Source organism: Stieleria bergensis (assembly GCA_007745635.1).
GTDB classification, from domain to species: Bacteria; Planctomycetota; Planctomycetia; order Pirellulales; family Pirellulaceae; genus Stieleria; species Stieleria bergensis.
Genome location: CP036272.1, coordinates 2876098 through 2900811, shown reverse-complemented (window position 1 = coordinate 2900811; position 24714 = coordinate 2876098). Strand labels below are relative to the sequence as shown.

Sequence of the window (24714 nt, the reverse complement as noted above, 5' to 3'; positions counted from 1 at the left end):
AGAGCGTTAACCTGAACCGCCAGAGCGTTCATCCGCCCACGCCAGAGCGTACAGTTCCCACACTCGCTGCAGTGGTAGCGGCCTGGCGTGAAGGCACCTCGAAACCCCGGACGCTGCTGAATCAGGTGGGATAGAAAAGTCGACAGGCGTCACTGCTGCTGGTCACCGCCAACTATACTGTGGGCTCCCGTTCCCCCTTTGTTTTTGAATGCTCTCCTGCTTTTGGATGCTGTTCATGTTGATTCGATCGTTGCTTTGTTTGGCAGCTTTGTTGGCTGCCGTTGGACTCTCAGACGCCGCCGAGCGGAATGTGATTTTCATCATCACCGACGATGAAAGCCCCACGTTAGGTTGCTATGGCGATCAAGCAGCGAAGACGCCCGCCATTGATGCGATTGCTGCCGACGGTTTGGTCTTTCGCAATGCCTTTGCCACGACTGCTTCTTGCAGCGCCAGTCGCAGCGTGGTGATGAGTGGTCTGCACAACCATCGCAACGGACAATTCGGCCATCAACATCATTATCACAAATTTGCCTCCTTTCATGATGTGGTTTCCTTGGCCATGCCTCGGGTGATGCAACGAGCCGGCTATCGCACGGGACAGATTGGCAAGTATCACGTGGCTCCCGAGACGGTGTTTCAGTTTGAAACCTATCTCAAAGGCAATGGTCGCAATGCGGTCGCGATGGCTGAAGCCAGCAAAGCGTTTATCACCGACGACAGCGACCAGCGCCCGTTCTTTCTGTACTTTGCCACGTCCGACCCACACCGTGGTGGCGGCAAAGATCAAACCAGCAAGCAAACGCTGAAACCAGACCTGTTTGGAAACAAACCCAACGGACAAAGCCATCCCGGTGTCGACGAGGTTTTCTTTGATCCCGCCGATGTCATCGTCCCTCCGTTTCTGCCCGATACCGTGGAAACCCGCGAGGAACTGGCGCAGTACTATCAGTCCTGTGCGCGAATCGATGCTGGTGTGGCCAAGTTGGTCGAGATTCTAAAAGCAGCCAATCTGTATGACAAAACCATGATTGTTTTCACCAGCGACCATGGAATGGCATTCGCTGGCGGCAAGACAACGGTTTACGAAGGCGGCTTGCGAGTCCCGTTTGTGGTCCGCGATCCCTACCAGACCCAACGCGGCGTGGTCAGCGACGCCTTGATCAGTCACATTGATATCACTCCCAGCCTGTTGGACTTCGCCAATGGCTTGGACCAAGATCTCAACCGCCCCAAGTCAATGCTTAACGCAGCCAAATTCTGGAAGGACCGTGGCGAGGCTCTCAAGGAAAACCGCAACGGTAATCAACCGTTTGCCCAATACCATGGTCAGTCGTGGATGCCTGTACTGGCTGATCCAACCATCGAGCATCACGAAACCATCATGGCGTCACACACGTTTCATGAGATTCAGATGTACTATCCGATGCGAGTCGTTCGCGACAAAAAGTACAAACTGATTTGGAACATCGCCCATCCCTTGCCGTTCCCGTTTGCCTCTGACCTGTGGGCGGCCAGTAGCTGGCAAGCACAACTGGCCAAGGGTGACGATGCGAACTACGGGCAAATGACTGTGGGTCGCTACGTGCAACGCCCCGAATTCGAACTCTATGACATGCAGAGTGATCCCTACGAGTCAACCAATCTTGCCGACAGCGACGGCCATCAACAGATCCTGAAACAATACCAGGCCAAGCTCAAAGCGTTCCAAAAGACCTACCATGATCCCTGGATCATGAAATGGCGTTACGAGTAAACAACGCCAGCTATCCAACAGTCCACTAGCGGTTTCAACGACAGGCCACCGGTCTGTCGCGCGACAAGATCCAACGCCCGGCCACCCACCGCTGGCGCGTTATCACTGGCCGCGGCCTGGTAGACGAACGCGGGCGATTGAGATAGATTCCACGCTGCCCTGGGGAATTGGAACTGGAAAACCCCACGCGTTTTGAACGCCAACGGATTCCGATCACAGGGCCATTGAGAAAATGGCTTCCCCATTTTACGCTGTACCATCCTTCGCGCTGCTCGCCCGTTGCCACGATGTCGCCCACCAAGTCTCGCCCGAAAGTTCTGCTGTTGGTTGAAACCACCATGGCGTTTGGTCGCGGCGTTTTGGAGGGGATCAGTCGTTTTCGGATTGAGAAACAACCCTGGTCGGTGCAGCTGGATTTGCGTGACTTGATGGCAGGTCCGCCGGCTTGGTTCCGTGGCTGGGACGGCGACGGCATCATCACCCGCGACACGACGCCGGAGATGCTGGCGATCATTCGGGAGACAGGGATTCCGACGGTCAACTTGGGTGACATTCATGACGAGCAGTCGCTGCCAACGGTCTTCAACGACCATGAAGCGATTGGCAGAGCCGCAGCGTCTCACTTGGCAGACAAAGGACTCGAACACTTCGCGTTTGCCGGCTTCAGCGATCACCATTGGTCCAGCCAACGCTTGCAAGGATTTGTGGCCGGACTGCGGGAGCGAGGCATTGGTGGGCCGAACTGCGACGACGCCGGGGTTCTGGTGCATCAGTCGGAGTGGACGATCGCTCGGCACCATGGCTGGCAGGTCCAGCAGGATCAGATCGTGGATTGGATCAAGGAGCTGCCACACCCTATTGGCGTCTTTGCTTGCAATGATTTTCGGGGACAGCACGTACTAGAAGCCTGCCAGAGTTGCAATGTCTCCGTCCCGGATCAAATCGCCGTGCTGGGTGTCGACAATGATCATGTCCTCTGCGACTTCTGTGACCCACCGCTTTCCAGCGTGATCCCGGCCGCAGAACGCATTGGCTACCATGCTGCCACGATGCTGGATCAGTTGATGCGCGGCGAGCAAGTGAAAAACCTCCATCCCAAGATTGCTCCCGTCGGAATCGCCGAACGCTTGTCAACAGATGTCATGGCAATCGAAGACGAAGACGTCGCCGAGGCCATCAAGCTGATTCGCTTTGGCGCCTGCGAAGGCTTAACCGTCAGCGATATCCTTAAGCAGGTGCCGATCGCGCGCAGCAGCTTAGAACGCCGCTTTCGACACTACTTGGATCGATCACCGCAAGCAGAAATCCGCCGCGTGCAAATCAAACGCGCCTGCCAGTTGCTTCGGGAAACCGACCTTAGCTTGAACAAGATTTCGCGACTGACCGGGTTCAAGCATCCCGAATACTTTAGCGTGGTGTTCAAACGCGAAGTCAAGCTGACGCCGGGAAAGTATCGCGACTCGATTCGCGCCAAAGCCAATCAATCTTTCGGTTCTTAACTCATCCGTTCCAAGAAAGTGAATCATGAACGTTCTTGTGCTGACCGGCGCTGGGATCTCCGCTGAATCTGGTATTCCGACCTTTCGCGGCAGCGATGGCTTGTGGGAAGGCCATCGCATTGAAGACGTGGCCTCACCGCAAGGCTTTGCTCGCAATCCAAAGCTCGTGCATGACTTCTACAACCTTCGCCGGCGACGACTGCAAGACGACACGATCCGGCCCAACGCAGCCCACCTGGCACTTGCCGAATTCGAACGCCAGCATCCAGGACAGTTCTTGCTGGTCACTCAGAACATCGACAACTTGCACCAACGCGCAGGCAGCCAGAACGTTCTGCCGATGCACGGCGAGCTATTGAAAGCACGCTGTGCATTGACCGGTGAAGTCATCCCTTGGCACGACGACTTGAACACGTCGACTGTCTTTCCTGACAATCCAGACCTCGTCGGTACCCTGCGGCCGCACGTGGTTTGGTTCGGTGAGATGCCGCTGGGCCTAGAGCAGATCGACGAGTTTGCCAGAAACTGTGATGTGTTCTTGGCAATCGGCACCTCAGGAAATGTCTACCCCGCAGCAGGTATTGTCCAGACGACGCCACCGCACTGCCAAAGAATCGAAATCAATCTCGATGCGACGCCGCAAAGCGGAAACTTTGCCCAAACCATCCGAGACAAAGCGAGCATCGCCGTGCCGCAAGTCCTAGCCCAACTGCGTGAACAAGCCAGTTAGCGTGTTGCTAAGAATCATGCGGTGCACAGGACGGGCAGGATAGACGAGTCGGTGAGTTTGCGAGTCGTCGAGTTTCCGAACAGACTGCATTGAAGACGCGGGATCGGCCTGCCGAAATTCGCTGCCTAACCTTCACAAGTAGCGTGAATGATGGTGAAGAAGGAAAACGGATTCGGCTTGTATTTCGCATCGATGCGCAGCGGTAACTTGCTCATCAATTCATCGAATTCAACATCCGTTCGCCATCCCAAGTGACGGGTGACATGACCGGCGGAATCGACCACGCGCGAGATCAGCGGGTTTCCGCTGCGAAAGTGATTGATGATGTAGACCTGACCGCCGGGGCGACACACACGAACAATCTCGCTCATCATCTTGTCAGCATTGGAAACGACGCTGACGGTGTGAAATGACGTCACGATGTCAAACGAGTTGTCTTCAAAAGTCAGCGACTCTGCATTCATCGGTTGGACGTTGATATGATCCCAACCCTGGCGATCGATCTTATCCTGTGCCTCGGACAACATGGATTCCGACAAATCGATGCCGGTCAGCTTGATGAAGTCTGGGTAGTGGTTCAAGGACAGCCCGGTACCGACTCCAACCTCAAGGACTTCTTCCGCAGGCTTCCAGGGAATGTCGTTCCGCACAACGCTGCGAATGTTTTTGCCAGCGACCGCAGGCCAAAGTGCTTTGTAAGCGGGCACCAAATTGTGGTAAAGCTTAGCAGCATGCGGAAAACGCGGTGAATCCCTGCCTTCGGATCCAGCAGCAACATCCGATGTGGATCCGATTTTTTCCTGCGTCGTTTTTGTCATATGACGAATGCTCTCAGTACAACCAACAAGTGCGACCCAACTGCGCGCCAATCTCGGCCGCCGTCGCTCTCAAACCCTGGCCAGACCTCTCCTGCTGTGCGATCGATCAGATCACTCGCAACGCAGCAACGTGACCTATTTCTAGCAACAGACGACCACAACCAAGTGGCCCGTGATGCCTAGGCAATTTGAACGGGCCATTTCATGGTGACCCGGAAGAGGTTGGCTTCTATTGACGATGTTTAGCCACGTATCTTAAACCACTCCAATTGAGACGGCAGGGTTTACGCGTCATGAGAGCGCTGTGAATACGCTATTAATTACGTTTCTGTGACAAAAAGAGCGAAAAGACGGGTGGCGCCATATCACCATTTGCCCCCCAAACATGCGGAAGACCAACCAGCAGAGGAACTTCGTCCGCCAAAAACAGCGCTGATCGAGATTCGAGGCACAGAACCTCTCCGCATGCTCACCGGCGGGCGGCCATTCGCTGGGCACCCAGACCTTCGAAACCGAAGGCTCTAAAAACAGCGTCCGCGCTGCAACGCAAGCGTCTTTCTAGAGAACGGTAGCCAGACACGGAATGTGCTTGGCAAGAAAGACCTCCGTTCCCACCACGGAACTGGGCCGAGCGGATGCCGCAATGGGTCAACCGTTTTTCTGCTTGCTGGTCGCAGCAACGTCCTGCTGCTTGCCCGCCGACGATGAACTGGCTCGTTGATCGGTGCTGCTGACTTGCAGCATCGGAACGACCCCGTCAGTGCCAACTCGAACGCGTTCAGTTAATCCATGAACTGAAGCAATGGTCAGCAAGGATTCGCCCGCTGTGTTTGTTGATTTCAACATAGTGCGTCTTCGTATTGGTTTGAAGCTAGATGTGATCTTGGTCGCACCCAAAAAGCGTTTGCCGCAAAAACTCTGCGAGACTTCCGCTGGATGTTTATCATAAACTTGGCACCAAAATCTTCATCGATTCCCTTCGAAAGTCTCTTCATTGCGGGATCTTCCTAATCCCTTGAAGCCTGAAACAACTAAACCATTATTCACCAGCAAGCTGACCAAGATCCACTCACCCAGACGTAGCAGCAAAACGATACCAATAAAAAGACATTCATTGCCCTCCGTAAAGCTGGTCTTAGCGATCAACAATCTGCCCCTATGGACATTGATTTTCTGATCACAGAGCTAAACGTTGGTGGTGCCGAAAAAGCCATCACGCACTTAGCAATTGGAATGCACGATGCAGGACACTTAGTTCGCGTGCTTTCGATTGATGCGCCACCGATCGGTGAGCAACGTGCCTTGGTGGATCAACTCCAGCAAGCCGGTGTCGACGTTCAATTCGGTGGCTTTCGTCGCCCCAGTCAATTTCTAGCCGCCCGGCGCTGGCTGCGCAAACGTATCAGTGAGCGGAACGTTGATGTTTTGCAAAGCTTTCTGTTCCACGCGCATGTGCTAGCGGCTGCCAGCATCGGCCGAGACCAAGTCAAACACTTTGTCGGCGGTCTGCGAGTCGCGACGCCAAGTCCCTTGCGGCGGCGCGTCCTGCGCTGGGCCATGCGACCGATGGATCATGTTGTCGCGGTCAGCCAAGCGATCGCCCAGCAAGCACAAGCCAAGCTGCACCTTGCCGACCAACGCTGCACCGTGATTCCCAATGGCGTTGACCTGGCTCGTTTTGAACAGGCGATCCCGTTTGATTGGCAGACGCTGGGTTGGCCAGCGGATTCCCAAGTCGCCCTTTTCGTCGGCAGGTTGCACCCGCAGAAAGGCCTGGAGCTTCTGCAAGCCCAGGCAGCGAGCTTGCTGGCTGCCGGAGACAAGCGTCGCCTGCTGCTGGTCGGTGACGGCCCGCTACGAGAATCACTGCAGCATTGGATCCAGCAAATCAACTCGGATGATCGGCTTCGCGCCCGCCAGTCAACAACAGGTGTCGAGGCCGTGAAACGACTGCCCTGGCAAGCTGATATCGCTCCGCTCATGAAGGCGGCGACAATGCTGATCCTTCCCAGCCGCTACGAAGGCATGCCCAACGTGGTGCTGGAAGCCATGGCGGCCGGCCTGCCCATCGTCTGTAGCAAGATCGAAGGCGCCGCAGAACTATTCACAGACGCCGAATCAGCCCCATCAACACAGCGCAGCAGCGATTCTCAGGTTTTTCCCATTGGCGACGGCCCCCAAATGCGACACCTGGCCGAGACTTTGTTCGCAGACCCGATCGCAGCCAAGGAACTTGGCCAGCGGAACCGCCAGCACGCCAGCCAATCGTTTTCCTACTCACTGATGATCCAGCGTTACCAACAACTGTATCAGCAGCTCTGTGGACGCTAGCGATTCGCGACATCGGGTCCAGCGTCGGTCGGGGTCCTGCGTCGGTCCCCAAGCCTCTCCGGCCGCGGCTACAGGGCTGGTCGAAGACCGCCGGCGGCGATAGGTTTACAGGAGCGGAGAATGTCTTGAGAGACGTTCAGCAATCTATCTTGGACTTCGTGATTAAATACTATGGCAATCAATCGGAATGCGACCCGCCCTGTGGCCATCGGCAGCATCATCATTGGTGACGGTCACCCCATCGCTGTGCAGAGCATGACGGCCACCAAGACGCAAAACATTGACGCCACCGTCGCCCAGGCCGAAGCGTACCGCGAAGCCGGCGCGGGGGTCGTGCGAATCGCTGTTGACAGCGAGAAAGATGCCGCGGCACTCGGCGAGATCCGCGCTCAAACAACCGCCAACCTCGCAGTCGACCTGCAGGAGAACTTTCGCCTGGCGCAACATGTTGCTCCCCACGTCAACAAAATTCGCTACAACCCCGGGCACTTGTACCACCACCAGCGAGACAAACCCTGGCAAGAAAAAGTTCGCTTCATTATCGACCAGGCTGCCGAACATGATTGCGCCATCCGCATCGGTGTGAACTGTGGTAGCGTCGATCCAGCCAAAAAAGAGAAGTACGATCCCAGCGATTCGATCACCCCGATGCTGGAAAGCGCCTTGGAGCACTGTGAATTTGTCGACTCACTGGGCTTTCATCGCTACGTCGTGTCTCTCAAAGACAGCGACCCCCAAAAAGTCATTGACGTCAACCAACGTTTCGCCGCCCATCGCAGCGATGTCCCGCTGCACCTGGGAGTCACCGAAGCCGGTATGCCACCGGACGGCATTATCAAAACTCGAATCGCATTCGAACAGCTGATCGGCAAAGGAATCGGAGACACCGTCCGCGTTTCTCTCACGCTGCCCAACGATCGCAAACCAGAAGAAGTCCAAGCCGGCCAGGAGATCATTGACGACATTTATGCGGGTCGCTTTCGGTCCGTCGTCAAGCTCAACGAAAAGTCGCTGAACATCATCAGCTGCCCCAGTTGCTCTCGAGTTGAGAACGAAGCCTTCATCGACCTGGCTCAACAAGTCAAAGCGATGACGGAGTTTGCCAAGGACTACGACATCACCATTGCCGTCATGGGATGCCGAGTCAACGGGCCAGGCGAAACCGATGACGCCGACTTAGGACTTTGGTGCGGCCCGGCAAAAGTGAATCTCAAGCGCGGCCCAGAACCGCTGGGAGCATTCGGATACGACGAAATCTTGCCTCGGCTCCGCCAAGAACTGGACACCATCATCGCCGAGAAGACGCCGTAACAGCCCCGTCGTGCAAGCCCGTAGAGTGCCCCAATGACCTCACCCTCCGCCGGGTACCGCGCTTGCACGCACCAATGACATCGTGGCAACCTACCCGGCTGTAACGCCGTGTCCTTGAAGGCCCCCGCGCTCACCAGCAATCTTCCAACTTGCCCCGAATGGTGCCTTGAGGTAGCCAGGGCATAGGCCACGGTGCAAGCAAATGAGGCTCTGGCTCAATTCGGGACCACCATCTAGCCAGCGAGCCCCGGCGCCAGTCCTCAGCGTGATCCACAAGCCTGGCTCTTAGCGCGTTACGTTCGACGTAGCGGCAACGAATAGGAAGTGATCATCGTCCTGGACGGCAAAGCTCTTGAAGCGGCCTTGATAGACGTGCCCTTCACCCGAGGTGTGGGAATAAGAGTGTAGCCGCATGGTGTGGGCCAAAGTGACCCAGTGCATAAAATCGCTCATCGCCCCGTCCTGATGAGAGCGAAGAACCAAATGCCAGTGATTGGGCACCCGTTGATAAGCAAGGATTTGGCATGGATACCGTTGAATCACTTCAGAGAGAATGCGTTCAAAAGCCGCGTTGTCCTCCCACTTGGAAAGATCATCGAACACGCATGACCACGATTCAACGCATGGTAAACCCCGCCAGCCTCGTCAGCTCGTTTTGGTCTGCCCATGACTTCATTCTACCAAAATCGATGGCACAACGGCTCTTTCCCATCATGCGACGTCAAAACCGTGTCCTGCCACCGTTTCTCAGCCAACAGCAACTCCATGCCATCAAGGACAAGATCCCCGCCGAAACATATCAAACGCTCAAAGGACTCAATTGGGGCAACTACATCGCATCCCAGCTAAGAAAAGCCAACTTCGACGATCACCTCCAACACATCGTCACCAAACTCCTGACGAACCCGGCAAGCTATTTCGAGGTTACAACCCAGACAAACACGGACCACTGGATGGCCGCTTTGGTGCATCAGTCAGAAATGAAATAGCCAAGTTGATTCAGAAAGCTCAAAACCGCCAAAAATGCTTGAGATCTGTCCCTCTCACCTCACATGATCGAGCGGTGGTCCAAGAGCCGAGCCAAGCTTTCCTACGGGACGAAATCATGGAGAAGTTCGGTGAGTTAGGGGTGGCGGTTTGGGATTGTCTTCGTTCGGGGATTTCGCCTTCTGTTTTGGTGGGTCGGGAAGAGTTAGGGAGTCCTGCGTTGCACCGGGTTAAGAAGGTGAGAAAGGAGGTAGGGGAAGTGATTGGAGCTATGGTGAAGTCAACAGCAGATCATTCTTTGCCAACCACTCAAAAAACTCGCTCATCTCTTGGTAGTCACGAGAAGACGGGTTTGTTGTAAGGACGAAGTTGTATTTTGATTCTTTCCTTCGCTTCAAACCGTTTTTCATTACCATTTTCGCAAAGCCGCTAAGTTCGTCGAAAGCACCAGACTCTTGAGCAATGTGCGACCTTCCGAAATCAACGCAAACTTGATTCAGAGTGTTGATCCTGACTGTTTCTCCAGGCACTCCACGGAGATCCAAATCGTCAAACTCTGCTTCCGAAATATCCAACGACCATTCGACGTCTGACCAGATTCCTTCATTGTCGTCAATAAACTGCTGGTTAAATTTATCGGTTCGTGGAGCCATCGGATCGGCTTTGTCAAATTGCAGCACCTCGCCAATCTTCCCCCGAAAGACGCAAGACCTAAATGCGCATCCTGGCAGCCACAAATGCTGCGTAGTCTTGAGATTTTCAACATGTAGATTTTCAAAAACCACTGGCCCCACTGTTACCGTGTCCACCGTGCAGTTCATAGCCGTTACGCTTCTCACCACCAGTCGGTCTGCGACATGGCGAACCTTCATTCCGATCCCTCCCCCAGTGAAAATGCAATCTTTGAATTCAATTGCGTTCCATTCAGCGGGCATTTCGTCGAGTACGTTGCCTTTGAACGTCTGTCCTAGTATTTCCATTTCTGTCTCCACCCTCTATCGCCGATACGTTGGCACGAGGACTTCTGAGCCATATTTTCTGAGCTTTGTCAAAAACTGCAACTCTGTAGTCAAGTCAAATTCCAATCCCTGAAAGAGTCCCCGTCCTTCAAAATCCACTCTCATTCCATTGGGGCCAGCCAGATCGCCAACGTGTTCGTAAAGCGAACTCAATGTCGGGCTCCGCTGAATCCTTCTTGCGACCATTTGCTTCTCAAGAACCGATCCGTAAAACATGTTCTTTAGCCAGTCCCCTTTGTCCTCAATAGCTCGTAGCTGGTTATCAGATAGCAAATCGTCAAGCAAGTCTGGATTCCTCTGTAGTATTCGGTTCTGTCGATTCGAAATTCGTTGCAAGATGGACAACGCTCTAATCCGAGTCGCATCGGTTTCGTTTGTGATGCCCCTCGATTGCAATCGCTGCAAATACGCCTTTCCACGTCTTTGATAAGCTGCTGTCGCCCTATGTGTCGCATCAAAACCAAGGCTTGCCCCACTTGGGGCATCAACATTGTAGCCTGCTGCATTATGAACCAGGGTCCCGAACTCGCCGACGTAGTAGACGTGTTCGGCGTGGACTTCTAGATTGTAAACTTCTTGCGGGCCGGGGCGTGCTCGCAGCGAGATGACTTGCTTGTGGTCACCTAAGTATGTCCTTACACGTTCGCCGCTCTTCAACGTGCCCGCTTGCACGAACGCTTGACGGTCCTCTGACCAGAATGGGTGATTGCTTGTCGTGCCAATGGTTTCACGTTCAACTGCATCGCCAATCGTCAAATCAATGACGTCCGCGTTCGTGTGCTGAAACGTTGCCGTGACCACTCGCCCTTGACCCACCTTGATCAACGGAGCCACCTGCATGTCTACCAGCAACGCCGACCCGGTGATCGCCAGTTCCGGCAAGTCCATTTCCACCGCCATGCCAATCAGTTCCCGATCTACCGCTTCGAGCATGACCTGCTGAAAAACAAGTTCGCGAAACACCAGACGAAGTGGCGAGAGCGGAACGCCAGGGACGTCTCCGGGATTTAGCGATGCATCTTCGGAAATAAGCTCGACTTGCTGTGGTGAGTCGTTGCTTGCAGTCTGGTCAGCAAAAGGTGCATGGATCGGAACCAACTGGCTGCGCACCCAGCCTTCGCTGCGCAGCAGTTCGATGTTCAGCTCACTGCCGTCCTCGTTGAGCATCACAAGCGAAAGCTGCAGCCACTGGCTCCAGTCGGGCTCGCGGTAATCAGTTTGCTGAGCCTGATGGAGCTCTGGATTTTCCGCCAATACACGCTCGCCAACCTGAATGTCTTTGATCGCTTTGGTGGCACTGCGTGGTTGTTGAGACGAATCGACCGGAGTCACGGCGGAAGGCGATAAGTCTGGCTGTGAATCACTGCGCATCGATTCGATCAGCAGCCATCCAGCACAAATGATCATCACAAGAGCAGCGCACAGCCGAAGCAAACGCCGCGGCGCAGGGGCTTCACTTGGCGCGTTCTCTGTATCGGGGTCAGAGGATTGATCGGTGCGCCGTATCACGCGAAGTTCTTGCATGGTGGTGGTCAACTTTGAGAGAGCTGATCGGGAGTCCATCGGGGCCAGTATCGTACAGCCCCGCAAACCGGTATGCAACAAGACGGCCAATAGAGCGGGCGAGCAGAGTCGACGACTGTGAGACAACGCGAGGGTGTTGTTTCGTTCATCGGCCAGGTCTTGAAGCCTTGCCTTAGTCCCGCCTGGCTTCGGGGAGCGCGTTTGCAGTTGCGTTGCGAAGAAGATCGAAACACAGAGGCGCCGAGAACACGGAGCTTTTCTTCGAATCTCAGCTCTGTGATCCGGGGCCGATCAGGGCTTCAACTCGGTTACTGCCACACTGGAACGCTCTCAGTCGCGCAGCGGCGGCAGTAAATGGGACGCAGTAAGACATCTCGCCCGCGAGGTCGTTCAATGACTTATCCCTTCGTGCTCATCGTGTCCTTCGTGGTTCCATTGCCGAGGCTTTGGCGAGTTTGGACAGAGTCGTCTGGAATTTAAACGACGATAGAGTGCCGCGTTTGCCTTGGTTCGCCCGGCAACGAGTGTAGAACACCTACGGCGTTCGGCAGGTTGAACGTCACGCTCACCCAGGGTGCGCTGCGCGACCCTGGGCTGTGAGTATGGAACACCTACGGCGTTCGGCACAGAAGTAGCGTGCCGGGCTTGCACGCACCAACGTTTTGAACGCACGTAGGGTGCCGGGCTTGTCTTGGTTCGCCCGGCGACGAGTGTAGAACACCTACGGCGTTCGGCAGATGGATCGCAACGCTCACCCAGGGTGCGCTGCGCGACCCTGGGCTGTGAGTATGGAACACCTACGGCGTTCGGCACAGACGTAGGGTGCCGGGCTTGCACGCACCCTACAAAGGAGGCGGTCTGGCGGGATCAGATTCCTTCCAAATTCGCTTTAAAGCCCGTTCGCTTATTGAGCTCGGTTGAGAACCCATTGAGGATTTCACCGACGTCATCAATCGGCAGTTGCGAGGCCTGGGATCGATTCTGAGCATTTTCGAACAAGTCCAACAACGTGGAGTCGCTGGGGTTCATGCTCTCACGCTCAATCGCGTAATAAGTGTTCTGACCCGAATCCGATCCAACGATTCCTTTCTGGTCAGCGGCCGAAAAGACGGCCTCCATGAAATCGTTGTCGACTTGAATCGAAGCGAACTTAGGAGGCGCCCCCGGACCTGTGGGCTGATCTTCGTCCCCGTTCTCGTTCTTGGCACCTAAGCCAGGCACATCGCTGATCCCATACTGTGGCTGACGGGTGAACTGATTCATCCCGACCTGGCCCTTCCAATTGAATCGCGCCCCCTTGCGAACGTCATCTTCTGGCGCCAGGTCTACAAGCGTTTTCCCATCGCCGAGTTGGTCAGCCAAATCTTGAGCTGCTTTCTCAGCAAGCTTCCGAGCTTCGGCAGTCCGAATCGCCAGGATCACATCTTCGCGGCACTCTTCGAGCTCAGGCACGTGGTCTTCCACTTGGCTAGTCTTCCAAGACAAAAACACCTTTCCATCAGCCGGCATGGACATCATGTTACGTGTCTCCACGGGGCGGAATAGGTTTGCCCCCTGGTTGCCATCACTTCCGAACAAGGCTTCGTTGTATCGCATGAAACCACGTGCGCTGACCAGCAACGTTTCCATCAGCTCGGTCGCGTCTTGAATGGTCACCACATCACGCTGGCCCACTTCAACGAACTGAAGGCCTAGCTTCGTCGCCATCTCTTGAATCTTTGGCTCAGCTGGTGGGTCACCTTCACTCTGGTCAATGTTGACCCAGACACCGTAATCACTGGCGTAGTCCTTGAGCACCTTTTCCACTGCGTCAAGCGCAGCCTGTTGTTCCGCTACGGCGTCAACCTCAACCATCGATCGAGCGACCTCATCGCGGACTTCTTCAAAGGTCTTGAACTCAGGCGTCTCTTCCGGCTTGTCAGCTTCATCGCCGAGTTCAGCACTGGGAGTCGCAGCCTCTTCCCCTTCGGGCTTAGCAGATTCAGCGGGCTTTTCTTCAGCTGGCTTTTCTTCAGCTGGCTTTTCTTCAGCTGGCTTTTCTTCAGCTGGCTTTTCTTCAGCTGGCTTTTCTTCAGCTGGCTTCGCTGATCCAGTGCCTTCCTCTTGAAAAGCGACCAAGCGAACGGCGGCCTCCATTGGACTCAGTAGGCTGGATTGCTCGCCACCATCCTCAACAGGCTTCTCTGGAGTGTCATCAACCGATGCTGGTTCTGGCTTAGCTGGCTCTGGCTTAGCTGGTTCTGGCTTAGCTGGCTCTGGCTTAGCTGGCTCTGGCTTAGCTGGCTCTGGCTTAGCTGGCTCTGGCTTAGCTGGCTCTGGCTTAGCTGGCTCTGGCTTAGCTGGCTCTGGCTTAGCTGGCTCTGGCTTAGCTGGTTCTGGCTTAGCTGGTTCTGGCTTAGCTGGCTCTGGCTTAGCTGGCTCTGGCTTAGCTGGCTCTGGCTTAGCTGGCTCTGGCTTAGCTGGCTCTGGCTTAGCTGGTTCTGGCTTAGCTGGTTCTGGCTTAGCCGGTTCTGGCTTAGCCGGTTCTGGCTTAGCCGGTTCTGGCTTAGCCGGTTCTGGCTTAGCCGGCTCTGGCTTCATTTCTGGCTTGTCAGCTTCACCTTCTGCAGCTTCCTCGGGCTTGGCTGCTTCGCCGTTCGCTGCTTCATCATCCAGAGTCGATTCTGGAGTCAGGGTCATTGGCGGCAAACCAGCGCCGCCACCGAATCCGGGGTCATTGAGAACCAGCGGATTACTTTTGGCGACCATTTCGTCGTACCGAGCGCGAATCTCTTCTTCGGTGAGCTTAGCAACTCGCTTGTCAACGTAAGTGTCCAGATCAGCGACGACATAACTGATTTCGGCGGAGGTGCGGCGACGGAATCCCGGTTGCGGTGAAAACGTGCTGGGATAGCGTTCCTTGCCTTCTTCATAAACCTTTTCAATGTCAGCCTCTGAAGGCTCAGTGGTCACCTTGCTTAAGAAATCTTCCACTTCGAACGGCACTGCGTTGATCGTTGCAGATTGACTGAGTTGTTTGAAGTTACTCCATTGATCAACAGGAGAGGCCAGTGGCATTGGGAAACCACGGCCCGAGCTGACCACGCCGGAATACGCGACCTGCTGGTACATGTTGGACAGCAGTTCAGCCCGCAGAACCTTGTACAGTTGCAACCGCCCCATGGCGTTGTTGGTTTGCTGCCGCAACATACTTTCCAGCTGAGATTGAGTCAGCTTGGAGTCGCAAAACATTTGCAACCAGTCGTCCACTCGAGCTTCATCGAGTTCAAAGCCAAGCTTTTCGGCTTCAGAGGCGTAACGCATCGTATTGATCGAGTTGCCAATACTTGGTTGGCTGCTGATCCCTAGCTGCCCCATGGAAGCACCAGGAATATTCGGTGTGCCGCCACGGGTGACGGTTTCTTGATAGAGGGCGCTAAGAAATTGAACCGCGCGGTGGTGATTTTGCGTGAAGAGTTCAACTTGACTGGCGTGCAGCTGGGTTTGATCAAATTCAGCAATCACGGGATCGCTGTTTGCAGGGCCATTGCCCAGCCAGCCGCCCAGTGAGGGAATGACGACAAACGCGAACATCGCCAGCAAAATCAAACCGGTCATCATGACCTTTTGGTTACGACGAAACAGTTCCAGTGGGTTCATTTCAGGGGACTTTGTACGAGAGGAATCGTTGAAATGGCAGTAAGGTAAGATGCAAAGCCTATCGTCGTGGGAATTGCAGGGTCAAGCGGGAATCAATCGAATTTCCCCCTCGACACCCCCTCCAAATAGGTGGCAAAGTATTGCCATTCCGACAAATTGGGTGAATTGCCGGATTGACGAGATCACATCGTGATCGCTAACACATAGGCATCTGGTGATTGTGAAAAATTGGCCACCGGTTACTCTTGTGGCCAATGTCGGATTTTCTAAACCAGTTTTCCACAGCGTTCCAACTTAGCAATCATTGATGGCCAAGAGCAGCGGTAAGAGCCTTGTAATTGTCGAATCCCCGGCAAAAGCTCGAACAATTTCGAAATTCCTAGGCGGTGGGTTCCAAGTGGAGGCCAGCATTGGTCACATCCGCGACTTGCCCGAACGCAAGAGCGAATTACCAGAAAAGCTTCGCACGGAATCATGGGCCTATCTGGGCGTGAACGTCGACGAAGGCTTCAAACCAGTTTACTTGGTTCCCAAGGATAAAAATAAACAGGTAAAAAAACTTCGCGACGCTCTCAAGCACGCTGACATGCTCTATCTGGCGACCGATGAAGACCGCGAGGGAGAAGCCATCAGCTGGCACTTGCTGGAAACATTGAAGCCAAAAGTTCCCGTCAAGCGACTGGTCTTTCACGAAATCACCAATGAAGCGATCACCGATGCGCTTGAACAGACCCGTGAGATCGATGAAGGCTTGGTCAAAGCCCAAGAGACACGGCGGATCCTCGATCGCCTGTACGGATACGATGTTTCGAATCTGCTCTGGCGGCGTGTTGGACATGGTACCTCCGCCGGTCGCGTTCAGAGTGTTGCCGTTCGTTTGATCGTTGAACGTGAACGCGAGCGGATGGCATTCGTGCGTGCCACTTACTGGGACATCGACGGACTCTTTCTGACCGGTGGCAACGAAAACCTGCCCGCGACGCTGACCAGCGTGGACGGCAAACGCGTCCCCAGTGGCAAAGACTTTGACTCTGCGACCGGAAAACCAACCAAGGAAGGCCTGTTGCTGCTTTCCGAAAAAGAGACACTGGATCTTGCCGATCGCCTGAAAGCCACTCAGTTTGCGGTCTCCAAGGTCGAAGTCAAACCGTTCAGTGAGCGGCCAAGAGCTCCGTTCACAACCAGCACGATGCAGCAGGAAGCCAACCGCAAACTAGGCTTCGGCGCCAAGCGAACCATGACCGCCGCGCAGCGACTGTACGAAAACGGTTACATCACTTACATGCGTACCGACAGTACGACGCTCAGCAAAGAAGCCATCGCTGCGGCACGTCACTTGGTCCGCTCGGAATACGGCGAAAAGTACTTGCATCCCGATGTGCGAGTCTACAAAGGCAAAGTCAAAAACGCTCAAGAAGCTCACGAAGCCATTCGACCGGCCGGCACCAGTTTTCGTTCACCCGAATCGTTGCGCGGTGAATTGGAATCTGATCAGTTTCGCCTGTACGACCTGATCTGGAAACGTACAGTGGCCTGCCAGATGGCGGACGCCAAAAAACAACGCATCAGCGTTTCCATCGAAGGCGGTGGCGCTGTCTTCACCGCCACCGGGACCAGCATTCTGTTTGAAGGTTTCCTGCGTGCCTACGTCGAAGGCAGCGATAACCCCGAAGCTGAACTGGCCAATAAAGAGCGACTGCTGCCCAACGTCAAAGAAAATGAAGCGTTGTCAGCCAAAGAGATGGACGCCAAGAACCACACCACTCAGCCGCCCGCTCGCTATACCGAAGCTTCGCTCACACGAACGCTAGAAGAAAAAGGCATCGGACGCCCCAGTACCTTCGCATCGATCATTGGAACGATCACTGACGAACGCCGCGGATATGTCTTTAAAAAAGGCAGCGCCATGATTCCCAGCTGGCGTGCGTTTAACGTCACGCGGGTCATGGAAGAACACTTTGACAAACTGGTGGATTACGAGTTCACCGCGGAAATGGAAGACTTCCTGGACTGCATTAGCCGAAATGAAGTCGGCGCCCAGGAGTACCTGCAGCACTTCTACTTTGGCAACAAAGACGGGGTCGCCGCCGCCGATGAAACCATTGCCAAACACAGCGTGGGGCTGAAAAAACGCGTCGAGGAAAAGCTTGACGAAATCGATGCCCGCGAGATGGCTACCTTTCCGCTGGGTTCACCCGAACAGGGCGAGTTCCGTGAACTGATCTCCGTCCGCGTCGGCAAGTATGGCCCCTACCTGGAACAAGGCGAGCGACGAGCCAGTATCCCCGATGGCATGCCACCGGATGAGCTGAACCTGGAGAAAGCTGTCGAACTACTGGAAGCCGGCCAGGTTGCCGAAGAACCCATTGGCGTTCATCCGGAAACCGAAAAGCCCATCTACCTGAAAGTCGGTCGCTTCGGGCCCTACATCCAATTGGGTGAAACCGACGATCCAGAGAAACGCAATCAGTCACTGCTTCGCAACATGAATGCGGACGACTTGACCGTGGAAATGGCCTGCAAGTTGTTGGAATTGCCCCGCACACTGGGCAACTTCCCCGACAACGATCAGCCCATCCAAGCCTTTGACGGGCGCTATGGCCCCTACGTCAAATGCGAAAAGGAAACGCGTTCCTTGCCAGCCGATGTCTCGCCGCTAGACGTCTCCTTGGAACAAGCCATCACGTTGCTGCGTGAACCCAAACGCCGTGGCCGCGCAGCCCCCAAAGAGCCGATCAAGCTGTTCGAAAAGAAGTCACCGGTGACCGAAGGTGAAGTCAAAATCCTGGACGGACGCTATGGTCCCTATGTGACCGATGGCGAAACCAATGCCAGCCTTCCCAAGGGGACAGACCCCAAGGAAATGAGTTTCGAGTCCGCAATCGACTTGCTGGCCGAACGATTTGCCAAAGGCGGTGGTCGCAAAAAGAAGAAAAAGAAAAAGTCGGCCAAGAAGAAAGCCACCAAAAAGAAGTCGGCAAAGAAAAAGAAGGCCACCAAGAAGAAAGCCACTAAAAAGAAAGCGACCAAGAAGAAGGCCACCAAGAAGAAAGCGACCAAGAAAAAGACCGCCGAATAGCCCCACCTGCCGTCTTCGCGTTTGCCACGGTTTTGTGAACACTGAATAAGCCGAGCCTAACGGCCTGCGGCTCATCCGGGACAGACCAGCGACGGTGTCAAGACGCCACCGATCGCCAAAGCCGCAGGGAATTCGGGTATCATTTTTCCTGCTTACTCATTCGCGGACTTTCTCTCAGGTTCTCACACACGATGCGACTCCTTTGCTTTAGCGACTTGCACTGCAACCAAGACGCTGCGCGTTCTCTGGTCAAGCAGGCCGATGGTGTTGACGTCGTGATCGGCGCCGGCGACTTTGCCAACCAACACCGAGGCCTCGAATTAACGCTCGACATTCTGTCTGAGATCACCACGCCAACGGTTTTGGTTCCTGGTAACGGAGAAACCGTGGACGCGCTTCGCGCGGCAACCAAGCACTGGCAGTCAGCAACGGTGCTACATGGCGACGGTTGCCAGATCGATGGAATTGATTTCTGGGGAGTGGGCGGAGGCATTCCAGTGACGCCGTTTGGCGCATGGTCTTACGACTTCACCGATCAAGAGGCGACATCGATGCTTGCCGATTGCCCGGCGAACGGGGTCCTGGTCGTCCATTCGCCGCCACTGGATACCGTGGATAAAGATTCCAGCAACCGCGTTCGTGGCAGCCAAGCGATTCGCGACTGCGTCCTCGCGAAGCAGCCCAAACTTGTCGTCTGCGGACACATCCATAGCGACTGGGAGAAACAAATGGATTTAGAATCCAGTCGTATTCTCAACGCCGGCCCCAAAGGCGTGATCATGGAAATCGATTTCGAATCAAACATCCAAGCGCACTAGGGTGCAGTGCTTGCACGCACCAATACCACAGAAACGATGCGATTGCCCGCGCCCCGACGAACGAACCAATTTGGCGTTGGCCACGGTTTTGTCGGGGCGGAAAAAACGGGATCCTACGAAACCAACAGCTTCGAAAACTCCACCCGCTGGTACTCTTCATCTGGAGACTGCAACAGCGCTTGCACGGACGGATCGATCAAGTGTTCCAGCCAATTTCCTGGAGGCACATTATGCGGCCGTTTTTCGAAGTCGTCGAAAGCATTCAGAAAGACTTCTTCCAAAAGATCTTCCACCGTCATCGCTGGCTGCACACCTTCGAGCATGTCTGGATAGCGATCCAACCAGTGGGCAATGCGTGACGTCAGCGAGGGAGCAAAGACATCGATCAAATTGCGAAAGGTGGGATAGTCATCGTCGCTCACCGACTGGATCAAGCCAGCCAAGTCAACTTCGGCATTGGGAGTGACTTGATGCCGAGTGCCGGCACTTTGCTTTTCAGCGTCTTCACCGACGCGCATCTGTCGCTTGTACGCGCGCACCTTTTTAACCAGCTTACGCATGCAGGCTTCGAACGCTGGCTGAACCAGACCGTCTCGCTCGCCAGTGAACAAGGATGTCCCCGAGAGCACCAGATTGGTTTTGACATGATAGTCATCGGGTTTGTGATGATAGACGACGGTCACGTGCAAATCAGAAACGGGAAAATCATCCACCAAGCTTGCCAGCGTGTCCACGTCCATCTCCATCGCAGCAACTTCGCGTGGCGATAGCTCGCAGCCTTGGCAATCCAATTCGATTCGCAGATTGTAAGACTCGTCTGAAAACGTCATCGTTGTGACTCCTGTAATAGGACGCGTGATTCAGGCTGCCGGCGAGCCTCCGCTGGCTCGGCGACGTCCAATAGCATTCGTCAATGCAATTGCTGTGCCGAGGCAAACCCTGCGAGAGCGTTTTGTCCAATCAGTTGCTCAACACGCGGATTTCATAACGGACGTTCAGAAAAACAGGCCACCGGACCCGTGACGTGATGACCCTCAAACGCACGATTGAAGAGACGATAGCGTGCCATGCAAGCACCACTGCTTTGAAGATTTTCCAGTCCGGTGGTGCATGCAGCAAATCCACGTCTTTGCGGCCCAACAGTGCGCTGCGATTTCATTGGTGCGCTGCGATTTCATTGGTGCGCTGCGATTTCATTGGTGCGCTGCGATTTCATTGGTGCGCTGCAAGCACGGCACCCTACGAACCCAGCCCCGGTTCGATGATATCGCGATTGCCCGGGGAAAACCCGGGGAAACGCAACATCAACCAGAATGAAAACAGGTTCAAAGTAGTGGTGCAAGCACGCTCCCTACGAATCTGTGACACAGTCGTCCAACGCCGCATGAAACGCTGTGCGTTGAGGCACACCGGCCCGATACCGCCCGCCCCGCCTGAACGGCCTCTCCAAAGCCGGCGGCTGATCCTGTAAGATCGGTTCCTTCTACTTCGAGTCCCTCCACCGGCTGAAATGATCCATGCCCGCTGTTGCAGAACTGCCTGCTGAATTTGAGATTCGACCTGCGACGATCCATGATGCGGCAGCGGTGTCGTCGATCTACAACCACTATGTGGTGCATACCAGTAGCACCTTTCAAACAATGACGGAGAGCCTTGCGGATCGACAGCAATGGCTTTCCCAGCGCGGCGACAGTCACCCGGTGATTGTTTGCCAGCATCACGATCAAATTGTCGGTTGGGCGGCACTGTCGGTTTTCAGTCCCAGGCAGGCGTTTGCCCGCACCGCGGAAGTCGCAATTTACCTGGACGATCAATGGCTTGGCCGAGGGCTCGGCAAGTGCCTCTTGAGCCGGATCATTGAACTGGGACGGCAAGCCAACCACCACGTGTTAGTTTCTGCGATTTGCACCGAACAGGCGGCCAGTTTAAAACTCCATCAGCGGTTTGGATTCACGGAAACAGGCCGACTGCATCAGGTCGGTTGGAAGTTCGATCGCTGGTTGGACTTGGCGTATTTGCAGTTGACCTTAGATTGATTGCTAAGGCTTGGCCGACCGTCGCGATTTGATGCGTCGGGTTGCGGCCAGGCGTCAATTCAAGCTTACCGCCGCGCTGCAAGTTTTATGAATCCAGACAAGATCAGTTCACTCACTGAAACCTATCACAACGGCTTGTTCAACGACGTTGTCCCCTTTTGGTTACAACACGGGATCGATCCGCAGCATGGCGGTCTCTGGAGCAGCTTGGATCGCGACGGGAGCCTGCTAGACAGTGACAAATCCGTCTGGGCACAAGGCCGATGCGCGTGGATGCTGGCTTTCTTGTACAACCAGACTGAGGGCAATGACGACTATCTTGCCGCAGCTGAAAACATCGCCGACTTTTTGCTCAAGCATGGGAGCGATCCAACTGACGGTCGGATGTGGTTCCACTTGACGACTGACGGGCAACCGATCCGCAAACGTCGCTATGCGTTTTCGGAAAGCTTCGCCGCCATCGCCTTCGGTGAACTCTACAAAGCAACAGGAAAGGAATCGTATCGCCATCAAGCGGAAGCGGCGTTCAACGCGTTTGTCACTCATGATCAGCGCACCGACTTAGGGCCAGCAAAGTTCACCGAGGTCCGTCCGTCCATTGGCTTGGGTGTCCCAATGATCACGATTGTGACCGCCCAAGAGTTACGTCAATCGATCGGATTAGAGTCGGCCGACACCTGGATCGATCGCAGCATTCAAGTGATCGAAAGTCGCCATCTGAATCACGAGTATCAATGCGTGATGGAGACCGTGACTCCCGATGGCAAACTCATTGACCACTTTGACGGACGAACATTGAACCCGGGTCACGCCATTGAAGGGGCTTGGTTCATCATGCGGGAAGGCCAATACCGCAAGGATGACAAGCTGATTCAACTTGGTTGCCAAATGCTGGACTACAGCTGGCAGCGTGGCTGGGACACCACGCACGGAGGCATTTTGTACTTTGTGGATGTGAAGGGACTGCCCGTCCAAGAGTACTGGCATGACATGAAATTTTGGTGGCCACAAAACGAAACCGTGATTGCCACTCTGCTGGCCTATCAGTTGACCTCAGACAAAAAGTATGAATCATGGTTCGACCAAATCCACCAATGGTCCTGGGACCATTTCCCTGATCAGGATTACGGTGAGTGGTTCGGATACCTTCGACGCGACGGTTCCCCCACCAGCCACATGAAGGGCAACATGTGGAAGAGCCTGTTCCATTTACCACGCATGATGTGGGTTTGCTACGACATGCTTCGGTCAATGTAACAACGGTCTTGATCAATCCTTGATCCGCTTCATCGGCCACAGACTGATCGATTGCTCACGATTTTGCTGAAGCACGTCGGCGCTCGTGATTGTGAAGCCAGTCTTGGGAAGATTTATCCGCAGGTGGATCAGCGTTTCATCGCCGTCAAAGTCAACCTGCAACGTCTGTGGCGTTGAATCGGTGAGAGTGAAGACCTTGCGACACTCCGCCTGAAAATCCTTCTGTCCTTTCAAGCGCCAAGCAACCGTGACTTTTCCGGGCTGGTCTGTCGAACACTGAAGCTTCAATGCACGCGCCTGTGCGACTTCAAACCCTGACTTGATCAGCGCGACATTGGCATTGCCAGCCTTTTCGAGCGGCGTGACATTCAGTGTCTGCTGCCGCTGACTGAGTTTGGCGTAGCGTGCAAACCAGCCTTGGATGCTCGGTGAACTGACTCCGATACCGCCGCGTCCCGCCCCGCCAGCATCCTTTCGAGCAGCTGATCGCGGCCCGACCCCTGGCTGAGACGCTGGTTTGCCATCAAGGTAATAATCATAGTACTGCTCCCATGTTCCAGACATCGGTTTGGTTGCTAACCCGCGAACCTTTAGCGTCTCCGCCCAATTCTCGAGTTGCGTTCTCAGTCGCGTGGCAATTTCAGGATGCTGGTCAAGCAGGTTATGCTTTTCCTCAATGTCCTCCTGAAGATCAAACAAGTACTCTCGCTGCCCACCACGGAGGTACTTGTAGCGAGCATCACGCACGGCTGATTGCGCAATCCAGCGCCACATCAAGTAGTCATGCGGTGCCGTCTTCGCTTCACCGGTCAAATGCGGCAGCAAATTCACGCCGTCCAGATCGTTCCCCTTCACGTTCAGCTTGGCAACAGCCGCAGCGGTCGCAGCAACATCCAAAGCCGAGACGGGATGCGACAACACTTGGCCGCTCTGAATCTTCCCCGGCCATGAAATGACGAACGGCACGTGCATTCCTCCCTCCGAAAGCATCCCTTTTTCGCCGTTCAGTGGATCGTTCAATGATCCGTCCCAGCCGGGCCCTCCGCCGGGCGCATCCAACTTGTGAATCTTCAGCGGTGCACCATTGTCCCCGATAAAAAAGACCAACGTTTGCTCACTCAGTCCACACTCCTGTAACGTTTTACGGACCAACCCCACACCATCATCGACCGCCGAGAGCATGGCCAGCGCTTGACGACGCCGCTCAGGCATTTCACCGGGAAAGCGATCGAGGTATTTCTGGGGTGCATCCAGCGGTACGTGCGGCGCCCGATAGGCAACATACAGAAACAATGGCTGATCGGAGAATCGGCGAATCAGCGCTGCCGCCGCTTCGCTGCAACCATCGATATGGTAGCGTTGGTTCTTCAGCGTCCCCATGGGCCGATCTTCGGCGTCCAAGTCAATGTTGGCCGCAAAGGGTCGATTGGCGTTCTGTGCAAATACATATTGAAAGCCATGGTCGGTGATCTGGGGCGTTGGGCCCAAATGCCATTTGCCAAACTGCGCCGTCACATACCCAGCCTGCTGTAGGCGCTCTGCGATCGTGGTTTCTTGATTGAAACCATCCAGCGCATCACCGTTGGACTCCAAACCAAACTTGCTTTGAAACTTGCCGACCAGCAATCCTGCTCGCGACGGAACACACTGTGGCGCGGTGCTGTATCCGTGCGCGGCCAGGACTCCCTGAGCCGCCATCGCATCAATATGGGGCGTGCGAATGTCATCGACAACCTGTTGGCAAGACAGATCGGCGTGCCCATGATCATCACTGTAAAAGACGATGATGTTCGGAGGCCGCTGAGCGACAGCAACAGACGACAGGCAAATCAACCAGCAGAAAACAATTCTCATCAGACGTAACTCCATCAAGTCTTCCAATCCCAAGATACGGGGTTCCAACTGCCAGC

The 24714-nt window shown here is 54.8% G+C and carries 18 protein-coding genes; 10 read left to right on the top strand and 8 right to left on the bottom strand.

Features of this window, described 5'->3' with window-relative positions; genetic code table 11:
- Positions 1-235: 235 nt before the first annotated feature.
- The 3 genes from SV7mr_RS10005 (at position 236) to SV7mr_RS09995 (ending at position 3985) form a co-directional block, all read left to right on the top strand.
- Positions 236-1756 carry a sulfatase family protein gene (locus SV7mr_RS10005; protein WP_419188345.1) on the top strand — a complete coding sequence of 507 codons (1521 nt, stop codon included), beginning with the start codon at positions 236-238 and terminating at the stop codon, positions 1754-1756.
- 287 nt (positions 1757-2043) lie between these two features.
- Entirely contained in the window at positions 2044-3255 is a 1212-nt protein-coding gene (locus tag SV7mr_RS10000; RefSeq protein ID WP_145271578.1) for a XylR family transcriptional regulator, read from the top strand.
- A gap of 25 nt (positions 3256-3280) precedes the next feature.
- Positions 3281-3985, top strand: a complete 705-nt coding sequence (locus tag SV7mr_RS09995; protein ID WP_145271575.1) for an NAD-dependent deacylase — start codon at positions 3281-3283, stop codon at positions 3983-3985.
- Positions 3986-4110: 125 nt separating this feature from the next.
- Here the strand turns inward: SV7mr_RS09995 and SV7mr_RS09990 are convergent, their stop codons facing one another.
- Both SV7mr_RS09990 and SV7mr_RS09985 read right to left on the bottom strand, forming a co-directional pair.
- Positions 4111-4803: a class I SAM-dependent methyltransferase gene (locus SV7mr_RS09990; protein WP_145271573.1), complete on the bottom strand. Its 693-nt coding sequence runs from the start codon at positions 4801-4803 to the stop codon at positions 4111-4113.
- Positions 4804-5451: 648 nt separating this feature from the next.
- A complete protein-coding gene (locus SV7mr_RS09985) occupies positions 5452-5649 on the bottom strand; it encodes a hypothetical protein (RefSeq protein WP_145271570.1) in 198 nt (65 codons plus the stop codon).
- A 312-nt stretch (positions 5650-5961) separates the two neighbouring features.
- Between SV7mr_RS09985 and SV7mr_RS09980 the strand changes: the two genes are divergently transcribed.
- Positions 5962-7134 carry a glycosyltransferase gene (locus SV7mr_RS09980; RefSeq protein ID WP_145271568.1) on the top strand — a complete coding sequence of 391 codons (1173 nt, stop codon included), beginning with the start codon at positions 5962-5964 and terminating at the stop codon, positions 7132-7134.
- A gap of 171 nt (positions 7135-7305) precedes the next feature.
- The gene (ispG, locus tag SV7mr_RS09975; RefSeq protein WP_145271566.1) at positions 7306-8445 is read left to right on the top strand and encodes a (E)-4-hydroxy-3-methylbut-2-enyl-diphosphate synthase; all 1140 of its coding nucleotides are present in this window, start codon (positions 7306-7308) and stop codon (positions 8443-8445) included.
- 285 nt (positions 8446-8730) lie between these two features.
- On the opposite strand, the gene SV7mr_RS25270 is transcribed toward ispG, so the two are convergent.
- The gene (locus tag SV7mr_RS25270; protein WP_473163684.1) at positions 8731-9048 is read right to left on the bottom strand and encodes a transposase; all 318 of its coding nucleotides are present in this window, start codon (positions 9046-9048) and stop codon (positions 8731-8733) included.
- Positions 9049-9050: 2 nt separating this feature from the next.
- Between SV7mr_RS25270 and SV7mr_RS09965 the strand changes: the two genes are divergently transcribed.
- A complete protein-coding gene (locus tag SV7mr_RS09965; RefSeq protein WP_419188344.1) occupies positions 9051-9434 on the top strand; it encodes a hypothetical protein in 384 nt (127 codons plus the stop codon).
- 267 nt (positions 9435-9701) lie between these two features.
- On the opposite strand, the gene SV7mr_RS09960 is transcribed toward SV7mr_RS09965, so the two are convergent.
- The 3 genes from SV7mr_RS09960 to SV7mr_RS25890 all read right to left on the bottom strand — a co-directional run bounded on the left by SV7mr_RS09960 (position 9702) and on the right by SV7mr_RS25890 (position 15614).
- Positions 9702-10412 (bottom strand): hypothetical protein, encoded by a 711-nt coding sequence (locus tag SV7mr_RS09960; RefSeq protein WP_145271562.1) that lies wholly within the window; start codon positions 10410-10412, stop codon positions 9702-9704.
- Positions 10413-10427: 15 nt separating this feature from the next.
- On the bottom strand, positions 10428-12014 hold the full coding sequence (locus tag SV7mr_RS09955; RefSeq protein WP_145271560.1) for a polymorphic toxin-type HINT domain-containing protein: 1587 nt from the start codon (positions 12012-12014) through the stop codon (positions 10428-10430).
- A gap of 828 nt (positions 12015-12842) precedes the next feature.
- Complete coding sequence (locus SV7mr_RS25890) at positions 12843-15614, bottom strand: hypothetical protein (RefSeq protein ID WP_473163683.1); 2772 nt, start codon at positions 15612-15614, stop codon at positions 12843-12845.
- Positions 15615-15921: 307 nt separating this feature from the next.
- Between SV7mr_RS25890 and topA the strand changes: the two genes are divergently transcribed.
- Together topA and SV7mr_RS09940 are read left to right on the top strand one after the other, a co-directional pair.
- Positions 15922-18693, top strand: a complete 2772-nt coding sequence (gene topA / locus SV7mr_RS09945) for a type I DNA topoisomerase (protein WP_145271558.1) — start codon at positions 15922-15924, stop codon at positions 18691-18693.
- Between the two features lie 191 nt (positions 18694-18884).
- Complete coding sequence (locus SV7mr_RS09940; RefSeq protein WP_145271556.1) at positions 18885-19511, top strand: metallophosphoesterase family protein; 627 nt, start codon at positions 18885-18887, stop codon at positions 19509-19511.
- Positions 19512-19624: 113 nt separating this feature from the next.
- Here the strand turns inward: SV7mr_RS09940 and SV7mr_RS09935 are convergent, their stop codons facing one another.
- Positions 19625-20341: a hypothetical protein gene (locus tag SV7mr_RS09935; protein WP_145271554.1), complete on the bottom strand. Its 717-nt coding sequence runs from the start codon at positions 20339-20341 to the stop codon at positions 19625-19627.
- Between the two features lie 687 nt (positions 20342-21028).
- Between SV7mr_RS09935 and SV7mr_RS09930 the strand changes: the two genes are divergently transcribed.
- A complete protein-coding gene (locus tag SV7mr_RS09930; protein ID WP_145271552.1) occupies positions 21029-21547 on the top strand; it encodes a GNAT family N-acetyltransferase in 519 nt (172 codons plus the stop codon).
- 87 nt (positions 21548-21634) lie between these two features.
- The gene (locus SV7mr_RS09925) at positions 21635-22804 is read left to right on the top strand and encodes an AGE family epimerase/isomerase (protein WP_145271550.1); all 1170 of its coding nucleotides are present in this window, start codon (positions 21635-21637) and stop codon (positions 22802-22804) included.
- Positions 22805-22816: 12 nt separating this feature from the next.
- Here the strand turns inward: SV7mr_RS09925 and SV7mr_RS09920 are convergent, their stop codons facing one another.
- Positions 22817-24658, bottom strand: coding sequence for a sulfatase family protein (locus SV7mr_RS09920; protein WP_419188343.1), 1842 nt, complete (start codon positions 24656-24658; stop codon positions 22817-22819).
- Positions 24659-24714: the final 56 nt, after the last annotated feature.

Excerpts from the sequence above, each read along its gene's own strand:
- SV7mr_RS10005 (WP_419188345.1), top strand. The coding sequence starts at position 236 with ATGTTGATTCGATCGTTGCTTTGTTTGGCAGCTTTGTTGGCTGCCGTT.
- SV7mr_RS10000 (WP_145271578.1), top strand. The coding sequence starts at position 2,044 with ATGTCGCCCACCAAGTCTCGCCCGAAAGTTCTGCTGTTGGTTGAAACC.
- SV7mr_RS09995 (WP_145271575.1), top strand. The coding sequence starts at position 3,281 with ATGAACGTTCTTGTGCTGACCGGCGCTGGGATCTCCGCTGAATCTGGT.
- SV7mr_RS09990 (WP_145271573.1), bottom strand. The coding sequence starts at position 4,803 with ATGACAAAAACGACGCAGGAAAAAATCGGATCCACATCGGATGTTGCT.
- SV7mr_RS09985 (WP_145271570.1), bottom strand. The coding sequence starts at position 5,649 with ATGTTGAAATCAACAAACACAGCGGGCGAATCCTTGCTGACCATTGCT.
- SV7mr_RS09980 (WP_145271568.1), top strand. The coding sequence starts at position 5,962 with ATGGACATTGATTTTCTGATCACAGAGCTAAACGTTGGTGGTGCCGAA.
- ispG (WP_145271566.1), top strand. The coding sequence starts at position 7,306 with ATGGCAATCAATCGGAATGCGACCCGCCCTGTGGCCATCGGCAGCATC.
- SV7mr_RS09965 (WP_419188344.1), top strand. The coding sequence starts at position 9,051 with ATGACCACGATTCAACGCATGGTAAACCCCGCCAGCCTCGTCAGCTCG.
- SV7mr_RS09960 (WP_145271562.1), bottom strand. The coding sequence starts at position 10,412 with ATGGAAATACTAGGACAGACGTTCAAAGGCAACGTACTCGACGAAATG.
- SV7mr_RS09955 (WP_145271560.1), bottom strand. The coding sequence starts at position 12,014 with ATGGACTCCCGATCAGCTCTCTCAAAGTTGACCACCACCATGCAAGAA.
- SV7mr_RS25890 (WP_473163683.1), bottom strand. The coding sequence starts at position 15,614 with ATGAACCCACTGGAACTGTTTCGTCGTAACCAAAAGGTCATGATGACC.
- topA (WP_145271558.1), top strand. The coding sequence starts at position 15,922 with ATGGCCAAGAGCAGCGGTAAGAGCCTTGTAATTGTCGAATCCCCGGCA.
- SV7mr_RS09940 (WP_145271556.1), top strand. The coding sequence starts at position 18,885 with ATGCGACTCCTTTGCTTTAGCGACTTGCACTGCAACCAAGACGCTGCG.
- SV7mr_RS09935 (WP_145271554.1), bottom strand. The coding sequence starts at position 20,341 with ATGACGTTTTCAGACGAGTCTTACAATCTGCGAATCGAATTGGATTGC.
- SV7mr_RS09930 (WP_145271552.1), top strand. The coding sequence starts at position 21,029 with ATGCCCGCTGTTGCAGAACTGCCTGCTGAATTTGAGATTCGACCTGCG.
- SV7mr_RS09925 (WP_145271550.1), top strand. The coding sequence starts at position 21,635 with ATGAATCCAGACAAGATCAGTTCACTCACTGAAACCTATCACAACGGC.
- SV7mr_RS09920 (WP_419188343.1), bottom strand. The coding sequence starts at position 24,658 with ATGAGAATTGTTTTCTGCTGGTTGATTTGCCTGTCGTCTGTTGCTGTC.